Annotated in this window: 15 protein-coding genes; 10 read left to right on the forward strand and 5 right to left on the reverse strand. The window is 66.2% G+C overall.

Annotation, left to right across the window (positions count from 1 at the left end; all coding sequences use genetic code 11):
- Nucleotides 1–34: 34 nt before the first annotated feature.
- Both J2X42_RS19915 and J2X42_RS19920 read left to right on the forward strand, forming a co-directional pair.
- The gene (locus J2X42_RS19915) at nucleotides 35–3,439 is read left to right on the forward strand and encodes a response regulator (protein WP_310167634.1); all 3,405 of its coding nucleotides are present in this window, start codon (nucleotides 35–37) and stop codon (nucleotides 3,437–3,439) included.
- Nucleotides 3,436–4,344 carry a diguanylate cyclase domain-containing protein gene (locus J2X42_RS19920; protein ID WP_310167635.1) on the forward strand — a complete coding sequence of 303 codons (909 nt, stop codon included), beginning with the start codon at nucleotides 3,436–3,438 and terminating at the stop codon, nucleotides 4,342–4,344. The genes J2X42_RS19915 and J2X42_RS19920 overlap by 4 nt, the downstream gene beginning before the upstream one ends.
- A gap of 22 nt (nucleotides 4,345–4,366) precedes the next feature.
- Here J2X42_RS19920 and J2X42_RS19925 read toward each other — a convergent pair whose 3' ends face one another.
- Complete coding sequence (locus J2X42_RS19925) at nucleotides 4,367–4,849, reverse strand: hypothetical protein (protein ID WP_310167636.1); 483 nt, start codon at nucleotides 4,847–4,849, stop codon at nucleotides 4,367–4,369.
- Nucleotides 4,850–5,047: 198 nt separating this feature from the next.
- On the opposite strand from J2X42_RS19925, the gene J2X42_RS19930 reads away from it, so the two are divergent.
- Nucleotides 5,048–5,599, forward strand: a complete 552-nt coding sequence (locus J2X42_RS19930) for a dihydrofolate reductase family protein (protein WP_310167637.1) — start codon at nucleotides 5,048–5,050, stop codon at nucleotides 5,597–5,599.
- Nucleotides 5,600–5,618: 19 nt separating this feature from the next.
- On the opposite strand, the gene J2X42_RS19935 is transcribed toward J2X42_RS19930, so the two are convergent.
- Nucleotides 5,619–8,600, reverse strand: coding sequence for a BTAD domain-containing putative transcriptional regulator (locus tag J2X42_RS19935; RefSeq protein ID WP_310167638.1), 2,982 nt, complete (start codon nucleotides 8,598–8,600; stop codon nucleotides 5,619–5,621).
- A 250-nt stretch (nucleotides 8,601–8,850) separates the two neighbouring features.
- Between J2X42_RS19935 and J2X42_RS19940 the strand changes: the two genes are divergently transcribed.
- On the forward strand, nucleotides 8,851–9,375 hold the full coding sequence (locus tag J2X42_RS19940; protein WP_310167639.1) for a hypothetical protein: 525 nt from the start codon (nucleotides 8,851–8,853) through the stop codon (nucleotides 9,373–9,375).
- A gap of 11 nt (nucleotides 9,376–9,386) precedes the next feature.
- Here J2X42_RS19940 and J2X42_RS19945 read toward each other — a convergent pair whose 3' ends face one another.
- Nucleotides 9,387–10,799: a PLP-dependent aminotransferase family protein gene (locus J2X42_RS19945; protein ID WP_310167640.1), complete on the reverse strand. Its 1,413-nt coding sequence runs from the start codon at nucleotides 10,797–10,799 to the stop codon at nucleotides 9,387–9,389.
- On the opposite strand from J2X42_RS19945, the gene J2X42_RS19950 reads away from it, so the two are divergent.
- Both J2X42_RS19950 and J2X42_RS19955 read left to right on the forward strand, forming a co-directional pair.
- Nucleotides 10,798–11,775, forward strand: coding sequence for a DMT family transporter (locus J2X42_RS19950; RefSeq protein ID WP_310167641.1), 978 nt, complete (start codon nucleotides 10,798–10,800; stop codon nucleotides 11,773–11,775). The two genes, J2X42_RS19945 and J2X42_RS19950, sit on opposite strands and share 2 nt — an antisense overlap.
- Before the next feature lie 3 nt (nucleotides 11,776–11,778).
- A complete protein-coding gene (locus J2X42_RS19955) occupies nucleotides 11,779–12,408 on the forward strand; it encodes an FMN-binding negative transcriptional regulator (RefSeq protein ID WP_310167642.1) in 630 nt (209 codons plus the stop codon).
- A gap of 10 nt (nucleotides 12,409–12,418) precedes the next feature.
- Here J2X42_RS19955 and J2X42_RS19960 read toward each other — a convergent pair whose 3' ends face one another.
- Nucleotides 12,419–14,155 (reverse strand): alpha/beta fold hydrolase, encoded by a 1,737-nt coding sequence (locus J2X42_RS19960; RefSeq protein ID WP_310167643.1) that lies wholly within the window; start codon nucleotides 14,153–14,155, stop codon nucleotides 12,419–12,421.
- Nucleotides 14,156–14,328: 173 nt separating this feature from the next.
- Between J2X42_RS19960 and J2X42_RS19965 the strand changes: the two genes are divergently transcribed.
- Nucleotides 14,329–14,883, forward strand: a complete 555-nt coding sequence (locus J2X42_RS19965) for a hypothetical protein (protein ID WP_310167644.1) — start codon at nucleotides 14,329–14,331, stop codon at nucleotides 14,881–14,883.
- Between the two features lie 197 nt (nucleotides 14,884–15,080).
- Here the strand turns inward: J2X42_RS19965 and mmuM are convergent, their stop codons facing one another.
- Nucleotides 15,081–16,037: a homocysteine S-methyltransferase gene (gene mmuM / locus J2X42_RS19970; protein ID WP_310167645.1), complete on the reverse strand. Its 957-nt coding sequence runs from the start codon at nucleotides 16,035–16,037 to the stop codon at nucleotides 15,081–15,083.
- Between the two features lie 125 nt (nucleotides 16,038–16,162).
- Between mmuM and J2X42_RS19975 the strand changes: the two genes are divergently transcribed.
- The 3 genes from J2X42_RS19975 to J2X42_RS19985 all read left to right on the forward strand — a co-directional run bounded on the left by J2X42_RS19975 (nucleotide 16,163) and on the right by J2X42_RS19985 (nucleotide 17,746).
- Nucleotides 16,163–16,951: an IclR family transcriptional regulator gene (locus tag J2X42_RS19975; RefSeq protein WP_310167646.1), complete on the forward strand. Its 789-nt coding sequence runs from the start codon at nucleotides 16,163–16,165 to the stop codon at nucleotides 16,949–16,951.
- 25 nt (nucleotides 16,952–16,976) lie between these two features.
- Entirely contained in the window at nucleotides 16,977–17,204 is a 228-nt protein-coding gene (locus J2X42_RS19980) for a hypothetical protein (protein WP_310167648.1), read from the forward strand.
- Nucleotides 17,205–17,353: 149 nt separating this feature from the next.
- Nucleotides 17,354–17,746 (forward strand): hypothetical protein, encoded by a 393-nt coding sequence (locus tag J2X42_RS19985; RefSeq protein ID WP_310167650.1) that lies wholly within the window; start codon nucleotides 17,354–17,356, stop codon nucleotides 17,744–17,746.
- Nucleotides 17,747–17,793: the final 47 nt, after the last annotated feature.

Raw genomic sequence — 17,793 nt, forward strand, 5'->3', positions numbered from 1 at the left:
TGGGTAACGGGCGCACCTATGGGGAGGGATCCGCGTGTCTCAGACAGGTCTCCTGGAGCAACGTCCCGCCACAGGCACGCGCACGGCCACGCTGGTGTGGCTGATCGCTCTTGGTGCTGTGGTGCTGGCCGTTCTTGGGCTGTATTTTGCTGCTAACAACGGCACTCCCGCTGCGCTGGTCACGGGTGATTTGTCCATCCTCCTCGCTGCCATCCTGGCAGGCCGCAGTTGCGCCGCCGCCGCTCGCCGTGGCGGCGTCAACGCCCGGGCCTGGACACTGATGTCAATGGCCGCCTATGTCTGGGCGGCCGGCCAGCTCGTCTGGACGTACTACGGCCTCGCCAACGACCACGTGTATCCGTTCCCGTCCTTGGCGGACGTCCTGTTCCTGTCGTATTCGGTGCCGGCGGCGGTGGCGCTGTTCAGTTTCCGGCGGCCGGGCGGCACCACCCGCGTGGGGCTGGCCCGGACAGTCCTGGACGCGGCAGTGATAGCCGGCGCAGTCCTGGTGGTCAGCTGGTACACCGCACTGGGCCCGGCGTTCAGCGCCGAAGGCGACCTCCTGACCCGGCTCGCCAGCATGGGCTACCCCGTAGTGGACGTGGTCATCACGTCCCTGATACTGGTCCTGGGGATGCGGCGGCAGCCCGGCGAGCGGCTGCCGTGGCTGTGTTTCGGTGGCGGCCTGCTGGTCCTCACCATCACGGACAGCACCTACGTGAGGCTGACATTCGAAGGCGTCACGGGCGTCACAGGATCCCCCCTCGCCCTGGGCTGGATCGGCGCTTTCCTCCTGATTGCGCTGGCACCGCTGCTCCCCTACGCGGAGAACCCGCGGCCGGACCGCAAGGCTTTTGCGCTGGCCCTGGAACTGCTCCCGTACGCGCCGATCCTGATTGCCGTCATGATGATCGCCCAGCCGCACGTCAGCGAGATGAGCGCCTTCCTGCTGGTGGTGGCCAGGGTCACTGTGGCACTCATCCTGGTCCGCCAGGTCCTGATCATCATCGAGAACCTCACCCTCACCACCGGGCTGGAGCAGGAAGTGGCTGCCCGGACGGCAGAGCTCGAGGGACTCGGCGCGATCGTCAACTCCTCCTCCGACGCCATCCTGAGCACCACGCCGGAGGGCATCATCACCAGCTGGAACCCCGGGGCCGAACTGCAGTACGGCTACTCGGCCGAGGAAGCGCTCGGCCGCGACGCGCGGTTCCTGCTGCCGCCGGACGGTACCGCCGCTGCCGCCGAGATATTCGACAACCTCCGCGCCGGCGGCAAGGCGATGAGCTTCGAGATGGAGCACCTGTCCAAGGACGGCACCGTCATTCCCGTGTCCATGACTGTCTCCCCCATCCGGGACGATACCGGCCGGCTCAGCGGGTTGGCCACCATCGCCAGGGACATTACCCTGCGCCGGGCCGCCGAGCAGGAACTGAAGGCCGCCCGGGAAGCTGCACTTGAATCCAGCAGGCTCAAGTCCGAGTTCCTGGCCACCATGAGCCACGAGATCCGCACTCCCATGAACGGCGTGGTGGGGCTGACTGCGCTGCTGCTCGAGACGCCCCTGGACGAGACACAGCAGCAGTATGCGCAGGGCGTCAAGGGAGCGGGTGAGGCGCTGCTGTCCCTCATCAACGACATCCTGGACTTCTCCAAGCTGGAGGCCGGCAAGGTGGATCTCGACGTCCGCCCCTTCGACCCCCGCGCGCTCGTGGAGGAAGTGGCCGGCCTGCTGACCGAACCCGCGCAGGTCAAGAACCTCGAGCTGATCGCGTACTGCGAGCCCGCCGTCCCGGCCAGGCTCCACGGCGATTCCGGACGCATCCGCCAGATCCTGCTCAACCTCGCCTCCAACGCCGTGAAGTTCACGGCCGCCGGCGAGGTGTCCATCCAGGTGAAAGTTGAGACCCCCGACGCCCAGCCCGGCGCCACGGCCATGGTCTACTTCGAAGTCCGTGATACCGGCATCGGCATCGATCCGGCCGACCATGCGCGGCTGTTCGAATCGTTCTCCCAGGCGGACGCCTCCACCACCCGGCGCTATGGCGGTACCGGCCTGGGCCTGGCCATCTGCCGCCGGCTCACAGAGGCGATGGACGGCGAGATCGGGCTCGACAGCGTCCTGGAGGAAGGCAGCACCTTCTGGTTCCGGATCCCGCTGCCGGTGGCGCCGCCGTCGACCGATCCTGTTCCCGCGGCCGGCTTCCTCGCCGGACTCCGGGTCCTGGTGGTGGACGACAACGCCACCAACCGGCTGGTCCTGGAATCGCAGCTGCGTGGCTGGAAGCTGCAGCCGGAGGCGGTTCCCGACGCCAAGGCCGCCCTGGCCCGGGCACGCGAGGCAGCAGCCGCCGGGGAGCCGTTCGACCTCGCCGTCCTGGACCTCTGCATGCCGGACACCGACGGCCTGGCACTGGCCCGCGAAATCAGGGCCGACGCCGGGCTGGCGGACATCGAGCTGATCATGCTCACCTCCACCATGCAGGTCAACGCGGCCGAGATCGCCGGCGCCGGGGTCCGCGAATGGCTGATGAAGCCCGTCCGCAGCTCCGAGTTCTACAACCGCCTGGTACGCATGATGTCCACCCGCGACCATGCCACCGCTACCGCTGCGCCAGCCACACCTTCGCCGGCAGCTGCCCCCGCAGCCGGACCGGCCACCACGCCAGAGGGGCCGTCGCGCGGCCGCATCCTGGTGGTGGAGGACAATGAGGTGAACCAGCTGGTGGCCCGCGCAACGGTGACCAAGTTCGGCTTCGCAGTGGACGTCGTGGCCGACGGCGCCGAGGCGGTGGCTGCCACCGCCCGCAGCCAGTACGCCGCCGTCCTGATGGACTGCCACATGCCCGTGATGGACGGATTCGAGGCCACCCGCGTCATCAGGCGACGCGACGGCAAGCACAGCCGCCTGCCCATCATCGCGATGACCGCCGGCGCCCTGGACGGCGACCGCGAACGCTGCCTCGCCGCGGGCATGGACGACTACCTCTCCAAGCCGGTCGACGCCGCGGAGCTGGAGGCCGCCCTGGCCCGCTGGGTACCCGAGCAGGCTCCCCAGCTGCTGGCCATCACCGGCGGCCGACCGCCGTCGGTGGATCCGGACCGGCTGGCCATGCTGCGCGACCTTGGCCCCGAGGACGGCTTCGGCCTGCTGCCGGCAGCCGCCGAGGCGTTCCGGAAGGACCTCCCCGCCCGGCTCGCCGTGCTGCGGGAGTCGGTGCACAACGGCGGCGGGGCTGCCCTGGCGCAGGCCGCACACGCACTGAAAGGCGCGGCCGCCAACATCGGCGCCACCGCCGTCGCCACCCTGTGCGGCGAACTGGAAGTCATGGGCCGCAGCGGAAAGCACGACGGCGGCCCGCAGCTGGTCAGCCAGCTGGAGGCCGAGCTCGTGAAGGTGAACTTTGAACTCGATCTCGCACTGGAGGTGGCGCAGTGAAAGTCCTGGTGGCGGATGACGATCCGGGCTCGCTCCTGGTTGCCAGGGCCGCCGTCGAGCGTTCCGGGCACGACTGCCTGACGGCGGCAGACGGCGACGAGGCCTGGGCGCTGTATCTGGAGCACCAGCCGGACGTGGTGGTGACTGACTGGATGATGCCCGGGATGGACGGGCTGGCGCTGTGCCGGGCCATCCGGGCGCGCGGGGCGGACCTGTACACATATATTGTGCTGCTGACGTCGCAGGGCTCGCGGGACGACGTACTCGCCGGGCTCGAGGCGGGCGCCGATGACTACGTCACCAAGCCGCTGGACCCTTTTGTCCTGCACGCGCGGATGCTGGTGGCTCTGCGGGTAACCACGCTGCACGCCGACCTCGCGCATTACCGGAAGGTGCTGTCACAGCAGGCGCGGACCGATCCGCTCACGGGCCTGAACAACCGGCTGAAGCTGTCCGAGGACCTCGAACAGCTGCACGCCCGCAGCCAGCGCTACGCCGAGGAATACTGCGTGGCCATGTGCGACGTCGACAACTTCAAGAGCTATAACGACATCTACGGGCACCAGGCGGGCGACCTCGCGCTGCGGGCAGTTGCGGCAGCCCTGGTGGGCGCGGCCCGGAACAGCGACGGCGTGTACCGGTACGGCGGCGAGGAGTTCCTGCTGGTCCTGCCGAACCAGTCGCAGCTGGGTGCGAAGGCCTTTATGGAACGGGCGCTGGTCTGTGTGCGGGACCTGGAGATTGTGCATGCCGGGGACCCTATGGGGCAGTTGACGCTGAGCGCCGGGATTGCCGCCTTCAGCGCGGACCACAGGGCCGACGCCGAGACCCTCCTGGGCGAGGCGGATGCGGCGCTCTATGCGGCCAAGGCAGCCGGACGGAACAGGGTGGAGCTGGCGCTGTAACGGTTGGCGCTTCCGGGGCCGGCTACGCGGCTTTTTTGCGCTGCTTGGCCGGGGCAGGCTTCTTGAGCGGCTGAGACGCGGGGCGGCTCTGCTGGCGCTCTACCGGTGCGGGCTCGGGAACGGGTTCAGTCACGGCTGCGGGCTCAACGGGCGTCTCCGCCGCGACTGGCCTCTTCACCACCGGCTCCTGCTGTTCCGGCAAAGTAGCCTCTTCCGCCGGCTCAGCCCCGTCTGTCACGCCAGTCTCTGCAAGCGCTTGCGCGTACTGGCGGTTTCGCTGCCAGCGGCGGACCAGGTTGACGGCGGCGACAACACCGGCCAGCGGCGTCAGGACCGCGGCCGCGTAAACAAAGAGCAGCCAGGTCAGGGTGGCCATGGGCGGCTGGTTGTTGTTCAGCAGCGAGAGCCCGCCGAACATGGCGATGACCCAGAACAGCACCACTGCCGCCAGCACCGCGGCAGCAGGAAAATACTGGTTCTTCACGATCTTCTTCAGGGTTTCCATGCACTTCCTCCTGCCTGGCCGGGGGCTGCGGTGACACGCCGCATCAACACCAGTATGGGGCTGCCGGGCCGCGGATTTCGGCAACACGCAGGCGGTGGTGACGAACCTAACTTCCGGGTGATCAAACGCGCCCTCTTCCCTGCCGCGGACCAACCGAATAGCGTGGGTGGCAACTGCCCCTGACCTTGGAGGTTCCCCATGCGCAAAGTCACTGCCGGCCTGTTCCACTCCGTTGACGGCGTGGTGGCCGATCCGTTCCTCTGGCAGTTCGACAGCTTCGACGAGGACCTCGGAAAAGGCATGACCGGGATGATGGAGCGCGTGGACACTGTGATCCTGGGCCGGGTGAGCTACCAGGAATGGGCGGGCTACTGGCCTACGGCATCCGTGGACGACGACTTCGCCGGCTTCATCAACCCTGTGGAGAAGTTTGTGGCCTCGCGGACGCTGACCGAGCCGCTCGAGTGGCAGAACTCGCGCCTCATCGACGGTTCGCTGGAGGACTTCGTGGCGGAGTTAAAAAATGGCGACGGCGGCGAGATCGCCGTGATGGGCAGCATCTCCGTGACGCGCCAGCTGCTGTTCGCCGGGCTGCTGGATGAGCTCACCCTCATGACCCACCCGGTGGTGGCCGGCAGCGGCAGGCGGCTGTTCGAGGACGGCGACCCCGTCACCCGCCTCAGCCTGAAGGACCAGTACAAGACGGCCAAGGGCAACGTCATCAGCACCTACAGCCTGTTGGGCGAATAGCGCGGGGAAACCGGGCTGTTCACCACGGCGCCGGGTCCAGGACACTTTCCGGTGAGATCGGCGCAGAATTCCTTGACTGGCCTGCCTCGTGCACCGTCCTGCTCCTTCCGTTCCGGCCTCGGAGTACTTCGTTGGCTGCCTGGGTCAGTGTTATAGCCTTCCCGGCTGCCCAGGCGATGCCAAAACGGATGAGCCCGGCCTCCGTACGCGCCCTGGTGATGACCGAATCGACGCGGCGCTGTTCTGCCGGGTAGAGCGGAAGCCCCCGGTCCATCCGGTAGGCGTCAGTGGTTCCCAGCAAGCGAATGGCTCTTTCGACGCGGTGCTGCGCAGCGTAGACGCCAGCGATGGATTCAAGGATAGCGACGATGTTTCCGTTCGCACCGAGTTCAAGCAACGCGCCCAGGGCCTCGTAGAGCAAATGCTCGGCAGCGTCGTAGTCGCCCGCTTGTTCCCGGCTTTCGGCAAGGTTGACCAGGGTGTTTCCGAGAAGCCAGCGGTCTCCCAGGGGTCGGGTGAGGTCGGCACACTCCTTGGACAGGTCCAGCGCCCGGGCATGGTCTCCGGCGTAGAAAGCGAGCCGGGACAGCACAATCAGCGCAGCCACCCGCGTGCGGTGGCTGGCGCCGGTCATCAACAATGCCTCTGAAGCCAGCCTCTCGGCAGTACCAATTTCGTCACTCTGTGCCGCCTGGACGGCAAGGCACATGGTTGTCCATGCGGCACCCCGGTTGTTTCCGGCCTGCCCGAACGCATGCAGTGCCCGGCGGTGTAAGCCGGCTGCTTGGTCGTACCTCCCCACAGTCCAGCACAACGTGGCTGTTCCGCTTAGCGCCGGTGCAAGGAGCGCAGGCGCCGCGTCCCGGATTCCGTCCAGCAGCGACACGGCGGTCCCGCACTGCTCAGCAACGTCCCCGGTGAGCTCCCAGTAGTGCCAGAGTTGCCCCACCAGCTGCAGCGCAACGTCGGTGGCGCCGCCCGGTCCCGCTGCCCATAACAGCGCGGCCCGCAAGTCCGGCGCGTCCGCGTGCAGCAGCCTGAAGGCCTCCAGCTGGCCGTGCCCCCACAGCTGGGGACCCAGCCTCTCAGCGAGACCGAGATAGTACTGGGCATGCCTGCGCCGGACCGCGGCCGGGTCCTCGAGCAGGCAGAGCCTGTCACGGGTAAACTCGCGGATCGAGTGCAGCATCGAAACCCTGCTGCTTCCTGGACGATCGCTGTACCGCCGGAGCAGGCTGTGGCGTGCGAGCGCGGACAGCAACGCTTCGGGCTGAACTCCGTCCGAGTCCGGCGGCGCGCCGGCCATCCGGCCGCAAATCGCGCCCACGGCCGCCACAGTAGGATCAGCAGCGAAGACACCGAGCTGGTCAAAAAGCAGCCGCTCGTCCTGGCCCAGCAACTCGTAACTCCAGGCTATCGTCGCGGTCAGCGTCCGTTGGCGGTCCGGGAGGTCGCGGAAGGCCTCCGGCAAGGAAGCCAGGCTGAGCTCAAGGTCGTCCAGGAGCGAGGCCTCGCTGATGTTCCGCAGCTGGGCAGCTGCCAGTTCGATGGCCAGCGGAAGGCCGTCCAGTCGGTGGCACAGCCGGGTGATCACGGCAGCGTTGCCTGAATCGACGTCGAAATGCGGACGGACCGCCCGTCCCCGGGTGACGAACAGTTTTACGGCAGGTACCTCCCGCAGCCGGCGCGGAGGCAGGGGCGGGTCCAGTGGCGGCAGGGCCAGCGGCGCGAGCCCGTATTCGTACTCGGCGCGCAGCCCGAGGCGCCTCCGGCTGGTGGTGAGGATCCTGAGGTCGGGGGCGGCGGTGAGCATATCCAGCACCACCGGCCAGGCCTCCTCCAGGTGTTCGAAGTTGTCCAGGACCAGCAGGAGCCGCCGCGTGCGCAGGAAGCGCGACGCAATCTTCAGGGGATCTTCGGTCCCCCAGTCCTCCAGGCCGAGGGTGGCGGCGATGGCACCGGCAACTTGCTGCGACCGGGTGAGCGGGGCCAGGTTAACCCAGCTCACGCCGTCGGCCATCCGCTCGCCGAGCTCCGCTGCCGCCGCCAACGCCAGCCGGGTCTTTCCGGTCCCGCCCGGACCGGTGACGGTCACCAGCCTGCAGCCTTCCGAGCGGTAGAGCGAACACACCTCCCCCAGCTCGGCGTCCCGTCCAACCAGCGGGGTGAGTTCAGCCGGCAAGTTGTCCAGCCTTGGCCTGATCCTGCGGTGCCCGTCTGCGGCGGGGGCCGCGAGGGATGCGTCCTGGCGCAGTACCAGCGTTTCCAACTCCCGCAGGCGTGCACCGGGATCAATACCAAGGTCAGCCGCGAAGATGCGCCGCGCTTCCCGGCACGCCGCCAGGGCATCGGCCTGCCGGTCGGAGCGGTACAGGGCGAGTACGAGTGCGGCCCACAGACGTTCCCGGTAAGGATGCTCCTGCACCAGCCGCTGCAGCTCCCCCATCAAGGCGCTGTGCCTCCCCAGCGCGAGCTCGACGTCGAAAAGGTCCTGGTACGCGTCCAGCCGGGCTTCGTCCAGCCCGTCCAGGTCCGGGCCCAAGAGCTCGACGTCGGCAAGGTCCGGAAAGGCGGGCCCCTGGAAGAGCTCCACGGCCTGGCGCAGGGAGTCGGCGCCACCCTCCAGATTCCCCGCCTGCACGGCCAGCTCACCGGCGGCGACGTGTTCCCTGAATTGCAGGAGGTCGAGTTCATCGGCGGTGGCAATCAGCACGTACCCGCCCGGCCGGCTTGCGAGCCGTTGGGACGCTACTCGTTTGGAGCGGTGAGGGTCGAGCAGGCGCCTCAGGTTAGCCACATAGACCTGCAGCTGCGGGCCAGGCTGCGCTGGCGGGTGGCCATCCCAGACGGCTTCGGCCAGGAAATCGGTGCCGACCACGGAGTTTGCACGCAGTGCCAGGCACGCCAGGACGATCCGAAGCTTCCCGCTGCCCATGCCGACCGGCGCGCCGTCGGCGACGACCTGCAGCGGGCCCAGGGTCCTGATCCACAGTGCGCCCATCGCCAAGCACCCCTCACCGACCGGCCGCAGTCCCGGGTCTGACAAAAACCCGTCCCGCGGAGCTCATCGACCAGCGACCCCATAGCGCCCGCCCCGACACACGATGCGGCCTGGAAATTCCGGCCACATCAACCCCATCATGCTCCCGCAGGAGGCGGACGGTCCAGTGTCCTGGGAGCGATTAAGGACCAATTAAGTCCACAGGTCCAGTCTGGGAAAACCAATCCGAAAACGTTCGAAAGGAAATCCCATGAAAACCACCAGCATTACCCGCGGTTTCGCGCTGTCCGCCCTGGCAGCAGCAGCTCTCGTTGCACCGGCGCAGCCGGCGCTGGCCGACGGATCATATTTTCTCCCGATTGGGCAGGGCTGTGCCGACTTCAACCTCGAATGGTCATGGACAGGCACCATCACGCACACCAAAGAGTTTTTCGACAAGAATGGCAACAAGGTTCGTCTCCTTTCTGCCGGCAAGGGCACGGTCAACACCTATACGAACTACGGAACCAAAGCCAAGAAGCCGGTTGCAGGCGAGTCCATCACCATCAGGACCGACGGATCAGTCACGGAAACTGTTTACAACCCCGATGGCTCTCAGACCGTGACAGCAACAGGACACAACGGCCTCATCATGTTTCCAAGTGACGTGCCTGCAGGGCCGTCAACAACCCACTACACCGGCAAGATCGTCTACACCATTGGAACAGACGGCGTTTTCACTCTCGTGAGCACGTCCGGCCCGTCGATCGACGTGTGCGCAGCATTGGCATCCTGACGCGCCAATTCCTAGGCCCCGTTCCGCTCAATGCACTGGCCGATGATCCGGGCGCCTTCCGGGAAGGCGCCCGGATTCGTGCCCGAGTAGTTGAGCCGGATGAAGGGGCCTGCCGGTTCGGCTGGGAACCATTCGTTGCCGCCGGCGATGATCACCCCCGCGTTTTCGCAGTCGCGGGTCAGCTTCTCCAGGTCGGTCCCGTCGGGCAGCCGCGCCCACAGGTTCAGGCCGCCCTTGGGCACCTGCCCGATGTGCGCCTGCGGGGCGTGCCGGCGCAGGCTGGTGACCAGCAGGTCGCGCCGGGATTCGAGCTGGTGGCGGAGGCTGCGGAGGTGGGTCTGCCACCCGGGCTGCGTGACGACGTCGAGCGCTGCCGCCTGCAGCAGCCCGCTGACGTACATCGATTCGGCAGCCCGGTCCGCAAGGATGCGCTCCCGCGCCGGACCGCGGGCGATCACCGCGGCGACGCGGATCGACGGCGACACACTCTTCGTCAGCGACCGCAGGTAGACCACGTGGCCGGAGTCGTCACGGGAGGCGACAGGCACGGGGGTGGAGGTGATGCCGAAGTCGTGCGCCCAGTCGTCCTCCACAAGGAACGCACCCTTCGCGCGCACCACGTCCAGGACCTGTTCGCGCCGTTCGGCCGTCCACTGGGCCCCGGTGGGGTTGGCGTAGTTGGGCTGGGCATAGAAGAGCCGCGCCCCCGTTTCGTCAAAGGCGCGGGCCAGCTCCGCCGGGTCCGGCCCGTCCGGCCCGCTGGGCACCGGGACAACCCGCACGCCCGCCTGCGCCGCTGCCAGGATGGCACCCCAGTAAGTGGGCGATTCCATCAGCAGCGGCTGGCCCCGTCCCGCGAGCGCGCTGAAGATGGAGCTCAGCCCGCTTTGGCTGCCGGGGAGTACGACGACGTCACTCGGGTTCGGCGGGGTGGTGCCGGCCGGCGTCGAAGCTCCGAGCTCGTGCGCGAACCACGACTGCAGCTCCGGCAGGCCTGCCGCGGGCGGACGGGACAGCGCGGCGTCGCCGCGGGCCGCGCGGGTGAGGGCGGCGCGGACCAGCCGCTCCGGCAGGAGCTCGCGGTCCGGGTAGCCAGAGTGGAAGGAGATGGCATCGTTCGCCACGTAACGCATGGTGCTGGAGGCCGGGGGCAGCGGCGCCAGCGGGGACCGGAGGGCCGCCGTCTGCCAGCCGTAGTCGGACGGGCGAGCAGTCCGGACGGCGCGCACGAACGTCCCGACACCGGGCCGGCTCTCGATCAGCCCCTGGGCCGTCAGTGTCTGCAGGGCTTTCTGAACGGTGACGGGACTTGCCGTGTACTCGGCCACGAGCGACCGGGTGGACGGCAGCTTCGCGCCGGGCGCGGCCGAAGAGATCCAGGCCTTCAGGTGCGCCACAATCCGCGAACTGCTATCGTTGTTCATGAGAGACAATAGTAGCGCTACTACACTTATTCGGCCAGTGGTACCGTCGCGCCAGCCCAGTGGGCTCTGGTGGGGCCTTGCCGGAGTAGCGGCGTTCTCCTTCACGGTTCCGTTCACGAAGGCCGCCATCGCTGGCCTGTCCCCGCTGTTTATCGGCTCCGGCCGCGCGGTGGTGGCCGCCCTCCTCGCTGCGTTCGCCCTCGCACTGACCAGGCAACGGCTCCCCCGCGGCGTGCAGTGGGCGCGCCTGGCAGTGGTGGCCGCCGGCGTCGTCGTCGGATTTCCTTTGCTGACCTCCTTCGCACTCACCACTACGCCGGCCAGCCACGGAGCCGTGGTGATCGCCCTGCTCCCGGCCGCAACAGCGACAGCGGCGGTCCTCCGCGGACGGGAACGTCCGCCGCTGGCGTTCTGGCTGATCACCGGCGCGGGCGCCATGGCCGCCATCGGCTTCGCCTCCCTGCAGTCCGGCGGCTTCGGACAGCTGCATTGGGCTGATGTGCTGCTTCTCGGCGCCGTGGTGGCCGCCGCTGTCGGCTACGCGGAAGGCGGACTGCTGGCGCGCGAACTCGGCTCCTGGCAGACGGTGTCCTGGGCGCTCGTGCTCGCGTCGCCGCTGATGGTGGTGCTGACTGCAGTCTCCGTCGCGCAGCAGCCGCCCTCGGCCACCCCTGTCCAGTGGCTGGCCTTTGCGTACCTCGGCGTGGTCAGCATGTTCCTGGGCTTCTTCGCCTGGTACCGCGGCCTGGCCATCGGCCCCATGGCCCAGGTCAGCCAGATCCAGCTCGTCCAGCCGGTGCTGACCATCTGCTGGGCGGGGCTGCTGCTGGGCGAGGAACTGACCTGGTCCACTGTGGTCGGCGGCCTGGCCGTCATCCTCTGCGCGGGCGCAGCCGTCCGGGTCCGGCTCAGGCCAGCGCCCGTCCAACCCGCCGCCGTCCACGCCACAACGCATCTCGAACCTGCAAAGGATTAGTCCATGTACACCCCAGCCCATTTTGACGCCGGCCCCGACGCCGTCCGGGAACTGCTCACCCGGCCCGGCGCGGCCAACCTGGTCACCATGACATCGCAGGGCCTGCTGGCCACGCTCCTGCCATTTGTCTACGACCCCTCGGTGGGTGAACACGGCGCGCTGCTGGCACATGTGGCCCGGAACAACCCGCAGTGGTCCGAGCCGGCGGCCGGGGAAGCACTGATGATCATCCAGGGTGCTGACGCCTACATTTCCCCGTCCTGGTACGCCTCCAAGGCCGAGCACGGACGCGTGGTGCCCACGTGGAACTACTCCACGGCGCACGTTTACGGCAACCTGGTGGTCCACGACGATCCGGCCTGGCTCGAAGGCCAGGTCCGGCGCCTCACCGGCGTCAACGAGGCAGGCTTTGAGCATCCGTGGAGCGTGGACGATGCACCCGACCGCTACATCTCCGGCCAGCTGCGCGCGATCGTTGGGATCGAACTGGTCATCACCCGGATCGAGGCGAAGGCCAAGCTGAGCCAGAACAGGCCCGACGCCGACATCGACGGCGTGATTGAGGGTCTCAGCGCGAGGGGGCAGTCGGAGAGCGCTGCCGACGTCGAGCGGGCCCGTCCGGCACGGCCCTAGGCAGGAGTCGCTACAACTGGTTGGCCACAAAGACTCCGACGTAAATCACGGCGCCAGCGGCGATGAAGTACCAGGATGCCCCTGCAATGACGGCTATGACGATGAGACCTGCCAGAACGAGCGCGCCGGTCTTGGTGACCTTGCCAAGGATACGGCTGACCCTGCTAAAGATCGGCGCTTCCTCCGTTGCAGGGGAATCATGCGAGGCATCCACCCTGATGAAATCGGCAATCTCGCGCATTCGAGTGCTCAGGGCTTCGCTTCTGCGTGCCCTCTCAACTTTCGGCGCCAGCATATGCCCGTGGCCACCGGGGTATCTGTGCTCGATGGAATTGGAGGCCAAATCATCGAATCCGTCGAATCCCCCTGTACCTATGTCCTGGCTTCCAAGACCGTTGAGCATGGAGCACAGCCAGCCAACGGGAACGTCACGTCTACCGCGGTCGCAATGGATGTTGCCGTTTTTCCACATGCTCGTTGCAGTGGAAAAATGTCCGAGTTGCTGCCTTGAGACTATGTCGCGCCACGGAAAATCTTTGGGTAAGACAGAAGCGGCCAAATAGATTCTCCGGAAACGCATACTCGGCACATTCAATAGGCTTCGGCCAAGCATGTATGTACCGTTGCTATGTCCAACGAAGAACATCCTGTTCGGATCATGAGTAACGAAGTTGTCCCCATACCAGCGCAGCAACCTCCGCGCATTCCTTCGCCGGATCCAAGGCAATGCGAAGTTTCCCGCTCCGAAGTACCCATATGTCGGTGCAATCACGCTTGCTGCTACCCAGTCGAGATCGGCTTCGTCAACAAGAGGTTCCACGTCGGGGTTCGCCGGTGTGCGGATAAATCCCTCAAGCCTACTTATCCAACCCTCTGTCTTGGATGAGCGGATTCCGTGAACGATGAAGACGACCGGATCCTGACTTTCCGACACTCTGGTACCCATCCCAGGGACGTTTCCGCAGATTGCCTGCCGCAGATTCCCGTACCGCACATCCGCGTCGGCAGCTTGGCGCAAGTCGACGATATCGTCGTGGCCGGCGTTACTAATCTTGACGGTGGCAGCCTGGAGTATGAATTTCGCGTCCAGGATGTTGTCCTCGGATATGAGCTCGTCGTTTGTACCCAGGACTTGAACGATGTCGGGGAGAACTGCGGCCCCGCCATCCCCGGGGTTTCCCGCACTCATCATGTATTCAAACCACCTCAAGCGCAGGTCCGTAATGTACTCCGACCCTTCTTCCAACTGCTCGAACATGTAGTCGCCAAATAAGGAAGCCAGACGCACGCCCCATCTGAGACGGCGATTCATTCGGCGGATCTCATATCCCGCGTTAGGGCTGGCGATGAGGACGACTCTGGAAACGCGGCTTGTCCAAGGCGTTCTTGGCTCCGGAATGAACCTGTGAGCAGCGTCCTCTGCATCCTGCAACAGTGCCTCTCGAACCAGAAGCCCGCCCAGGCTATGTCCAATCAGGATTATCTCTTCGGGAAAGTTCTCGCCCGCAACTTCACCGGACCAATCGCGGATTTGAACTGCCAGACCTTCAGCAGCCTCCCGCGGCGTTTCTTTACTGAAATAGCCGATACCGTGCTCATACACCCGAAACTGCCACCCGAAAAAGTACTCGTCCGCCTTTAGGCGTTGAAGAAAGTCATGACTTTCTTCAGGATCCCACTGGAGACTAGGCACATAGACAACCATTCCTGTCTTTTTGATCGGGGCGGATTGATCGTTATCGTTCATTCTGCAGCTCCAGGCAACGGATATTTGTCTTGTGGACCTGACCGTATGCCTCTGCGAAGTCAGTGTCTAGAGGCGAAATAGGGTGGCAATTCTCTGGCTTGCATTTTTCTGGTTGACACTCGGGACTGCCCTTGCTATACCGAGAAGCCATCGGGTTTCCGCTAGGAGCAGCAATGGAGCAAAATCGAATGGCGCCCATGCGAATTACTGGCGTCGTGTTCCTTGTTTCATTCCTGCTGATGTCAGTCACAGCGTGCGGTGCTATTCGTGCTGCTTTCGCGAATCTTGGAAAGGGCACCGACGAAACTGTTCAACTCGCTACTCATCTGGAGCCGCCAGTCAGCCTCAACGGGGCGGCCAAGAAACTCGACGACCTCATCGCCAAATCCCCCACAACAAATATGTCTGCCGAAGAGCAGCGAATCCTCGACGCGGCCAAACAACGGAGCATGCTGCTGAAGGAACTTGCGTCGATGATTGGGGTCTCCGATGAAATCGCAGAGAACATTAGTGAGGACGCTGTGGTCCTCGTGCAAGGCTCTCTTCGCCGACAAGTCACCCCAGAATTTGCCGCTCAGATGAAGCAGCGAGAATCCGCACTGTTGAAGGATGCTCTCTGCTCATCCTTCTCAGACATGATGTCGCCCGAAGATGAAGCAGAAGCGGCATCAGCGGCCAAAACTTCACGAAGATCCCGAACCCAGACCGGGAACTCCTGGACGAACTGAATCGGCGCATCGGGGACGCGGGCTACGCCCTGGGTGAGTTCAACTTATTTGTGAACCTCAATGGGTTGTCCTCGGCCTCGATGACACAGGTAGAGGGATACCTGGATGCAATGCAAGACACCATGTCGGCGGCAAGGTGGGAGAGCTCTGGCGCCTTTAATGCTTATATGAGGCACTGCGTCCTCAAATGAACCGAACTACGAAACCCGGGTCGACGCAGCCAGTGCGGCGATGTCCCGGGGCGTCGTGCGGCAGCAGCCTCCGACGATGCGGGCACCGAGCTCCCGCCAAATATCGGCTCCGGCCGCGAGGCCGGCGGGCTGGGTGACCGGTGTACCGGCGTTGCCTGCGGGCGTCCAGGTCTTCGTGGCGGCGTCGTAGTTTTCGCCGGAGTTCGGATACGTGACCAGCGGCTTTGAACCCGCCCCGCCCAGGGCTGCCAAAGCCGGGGAAACCAGGTGCAGCGGCACGCAGTTCACTCCTACGGCCATCACCCGCGGCTCCGCCCCGCAGAGCTCCGCCACCGAGGCCAACGGGGTGCCGTCGCTGATGTGCGCGCCGTCCCGCAGCGAGAAGGAGAACCAGGATTCGACGTCGAACTCCGCGGTCAGTGCCAGCAGCGCCTCTGCTTCGGCGAAGGACGGCAGCGTCTCGCAGGCCAGGAAGTCCGCGCCCGCCTCCACCAGGGCGCCGATGCGGGGCCGGTGGAAATCCTTGAAGGCCTCCGCGTCCAGGACGTAGTCCCCGCGATACTCCGAGCCGTCGGCGAGGTAGGCGCCGTAGGGGCCCACCGACCCGGCGATCAGCAGCGGGCCCGCCTGCGGGTGCCGGTCAAGGTGTCCGCGCCGTGCGTCGTCCGCCAGCCTGACCGAGAGCCTGACCAGGTCCAGTGCCGCTTCCTCGGAAAGTCCACGCTGCGCGAACCCCAGAGGCGTGGCCTGGTAGCTGGCCGTGGTGGCCACGTTGGCGCCGGCGTCGAAATAGTCCCGGTGCACGTCGCGGATCAGCTGCGGCTGCTCCAGCAGGACCTTCGCCGACCATAGCGGGTCATCCAGGCTGCAGCCGCGCGCCTCAAGTTCGGTGGCCAGGGCGCCGTCCGCGGTCAGGTGCGCTCCGGCATCCAACAGGCGGGACAGCGTGGTGTTGCGGGGCATGGCAGGCACTCCGGGATTCGGCGGCGGGAAGGGCTTCATTCATCATAGGCAATTTGAAATGCCTTTAACGAGCATGGCGAACTGTGACCGCCCTGGATTCCGGCTGCTCCACTAGACTCTCGCCTATGTCGAAAACCTCCAGCATGGGCCGCGGCATGCTGGCTATCCTGGCACTGGGTGCACGGCATGGGGCAGGACTTCCGGGCGGCACCGTGGCAGGGATCGCCGCGGACCTCGGCAAAGACCGCAGCCAGGTCTCACGCAACCTCCGCACCGGTGAGCAGGAGGGATTCCTCGGCCGGACCGGCGAGCGCACCTACACCCTGGACTGGTCCGTCCTGACCGACGCCCAGCAACTGACGGCCCAGAGGCTGCACTCAGACGGCGCCGTGGCGCTGGACCGGCTGGCCCGCGACACCGACGAGGGGTGCTTCCTGGGCGTGCTGCACGGCGAGAGCACCGTGACCATCGGCGAAAGCGTTCCGGCCAGCAGCAACCTGGTGGGCTCCTGGCTGGGCCGGCCCTACCCCGCGTACTGCAGCGACGCCGGCCAGGCTGTGCTGTGGGAATCGTCGGACGCCGAAGTGCGCACCGTGTTCGCCGCCGTCGACTTTGTGCGGCACGGCCCCAATACCCCGTCCGACGTCGGCGATTTCCTCGGGCGGCTGGCCGCCGCACGGGCGCGGGGTTACTCAGTGGTGGACCAGGAAGCGGAGCCGGGGCTCTACTCGCTGGCCGTCCCCGTCCGGGATTTCAAGGGCGACGTGGCGGCGGCACTGCAGATCGTGGGCACCAGGTCCCGCCTGGAGCCGCGCCGGGCCGAGTGCGCCGCGGCCCTGCTGGAGCAGGGCCGTTGGCTTGAGGCCAGGCTTGGCTATCAGCGCCCGGACAGCAGCCTGCCGCTGCAGGATTAGCGGCCTGCTGGGCTGCACAGGGCAGGTGACGGTGTACCCGCCAAAAACGCCGGGCGGCGAGTGGAGCTACAGCACGGAAACCACCGTCAGTTACCGCGACCGCTACAACTGGGATGGCACCAAGTCCACGGATATTGGGCCGGTAAACATCACCGATAAGCAGCTTGGACGCCTTAACGAAGTAGGGATCGCGCAGAATTACAACATGACAGGCGAATCTTCAACTCACCACAGCTCCGGACGTGTCAAGTGACGGCGCGCAAAGGAATGGCGACGGCGGCCCTGGCCGTGACCGGCATCTTGCTGGCCGGATGCGCCACCCCCGGTGTCGCGCGGCCGGGAGGCACGACACCGGCAGACACCCGTTTGGAAGCCTCCGGCACTACGACGACAGGACCTGACATGACCATGGATTCCCCTGCCCCCGGCGACGCAAGCAGCCTGGCGGCTTCGCTTTTTGCACCGCTGGACCTAAGCCTTCCGGCGAGTGCCGACGGCATTGCGGTGGACCAGACTCCGCTTGAGCCTTTTGCCGGTGCTTCCCTGACGAGTTTCACGGCCGACACTGAGGAGATGAAGTCCATCTGTGTGTCGGCGGGTTCGATGGTGGCTCCCAATGCGGAGATCGTTGCCCAGGACGCGAAGGTGCTGCGCGGCGTCGGGATTGAGCCAGGTTCCACCCTGTGTTCCAAAGACACAGACTCCGGACGGGGGCCGGCATTCCGGGTAGTCATCCCGCCGAAAGACTCGGGAAAGATCCACGTGGCGATCTACCAGCTCCCCGCTGGGCGCTGACGACCTCGCCGGCGTGCCTGAGTGACCACCGCGGCGTGCGCCTGCCG

The organism is Arthrobacter sp. BE255 (assembly GCF_031457335.1).
GTDB lineage: Bacteria > Actinomycetota > Actinomycetes > Actinomycetales > Micrococcaceae > Arthrobacter.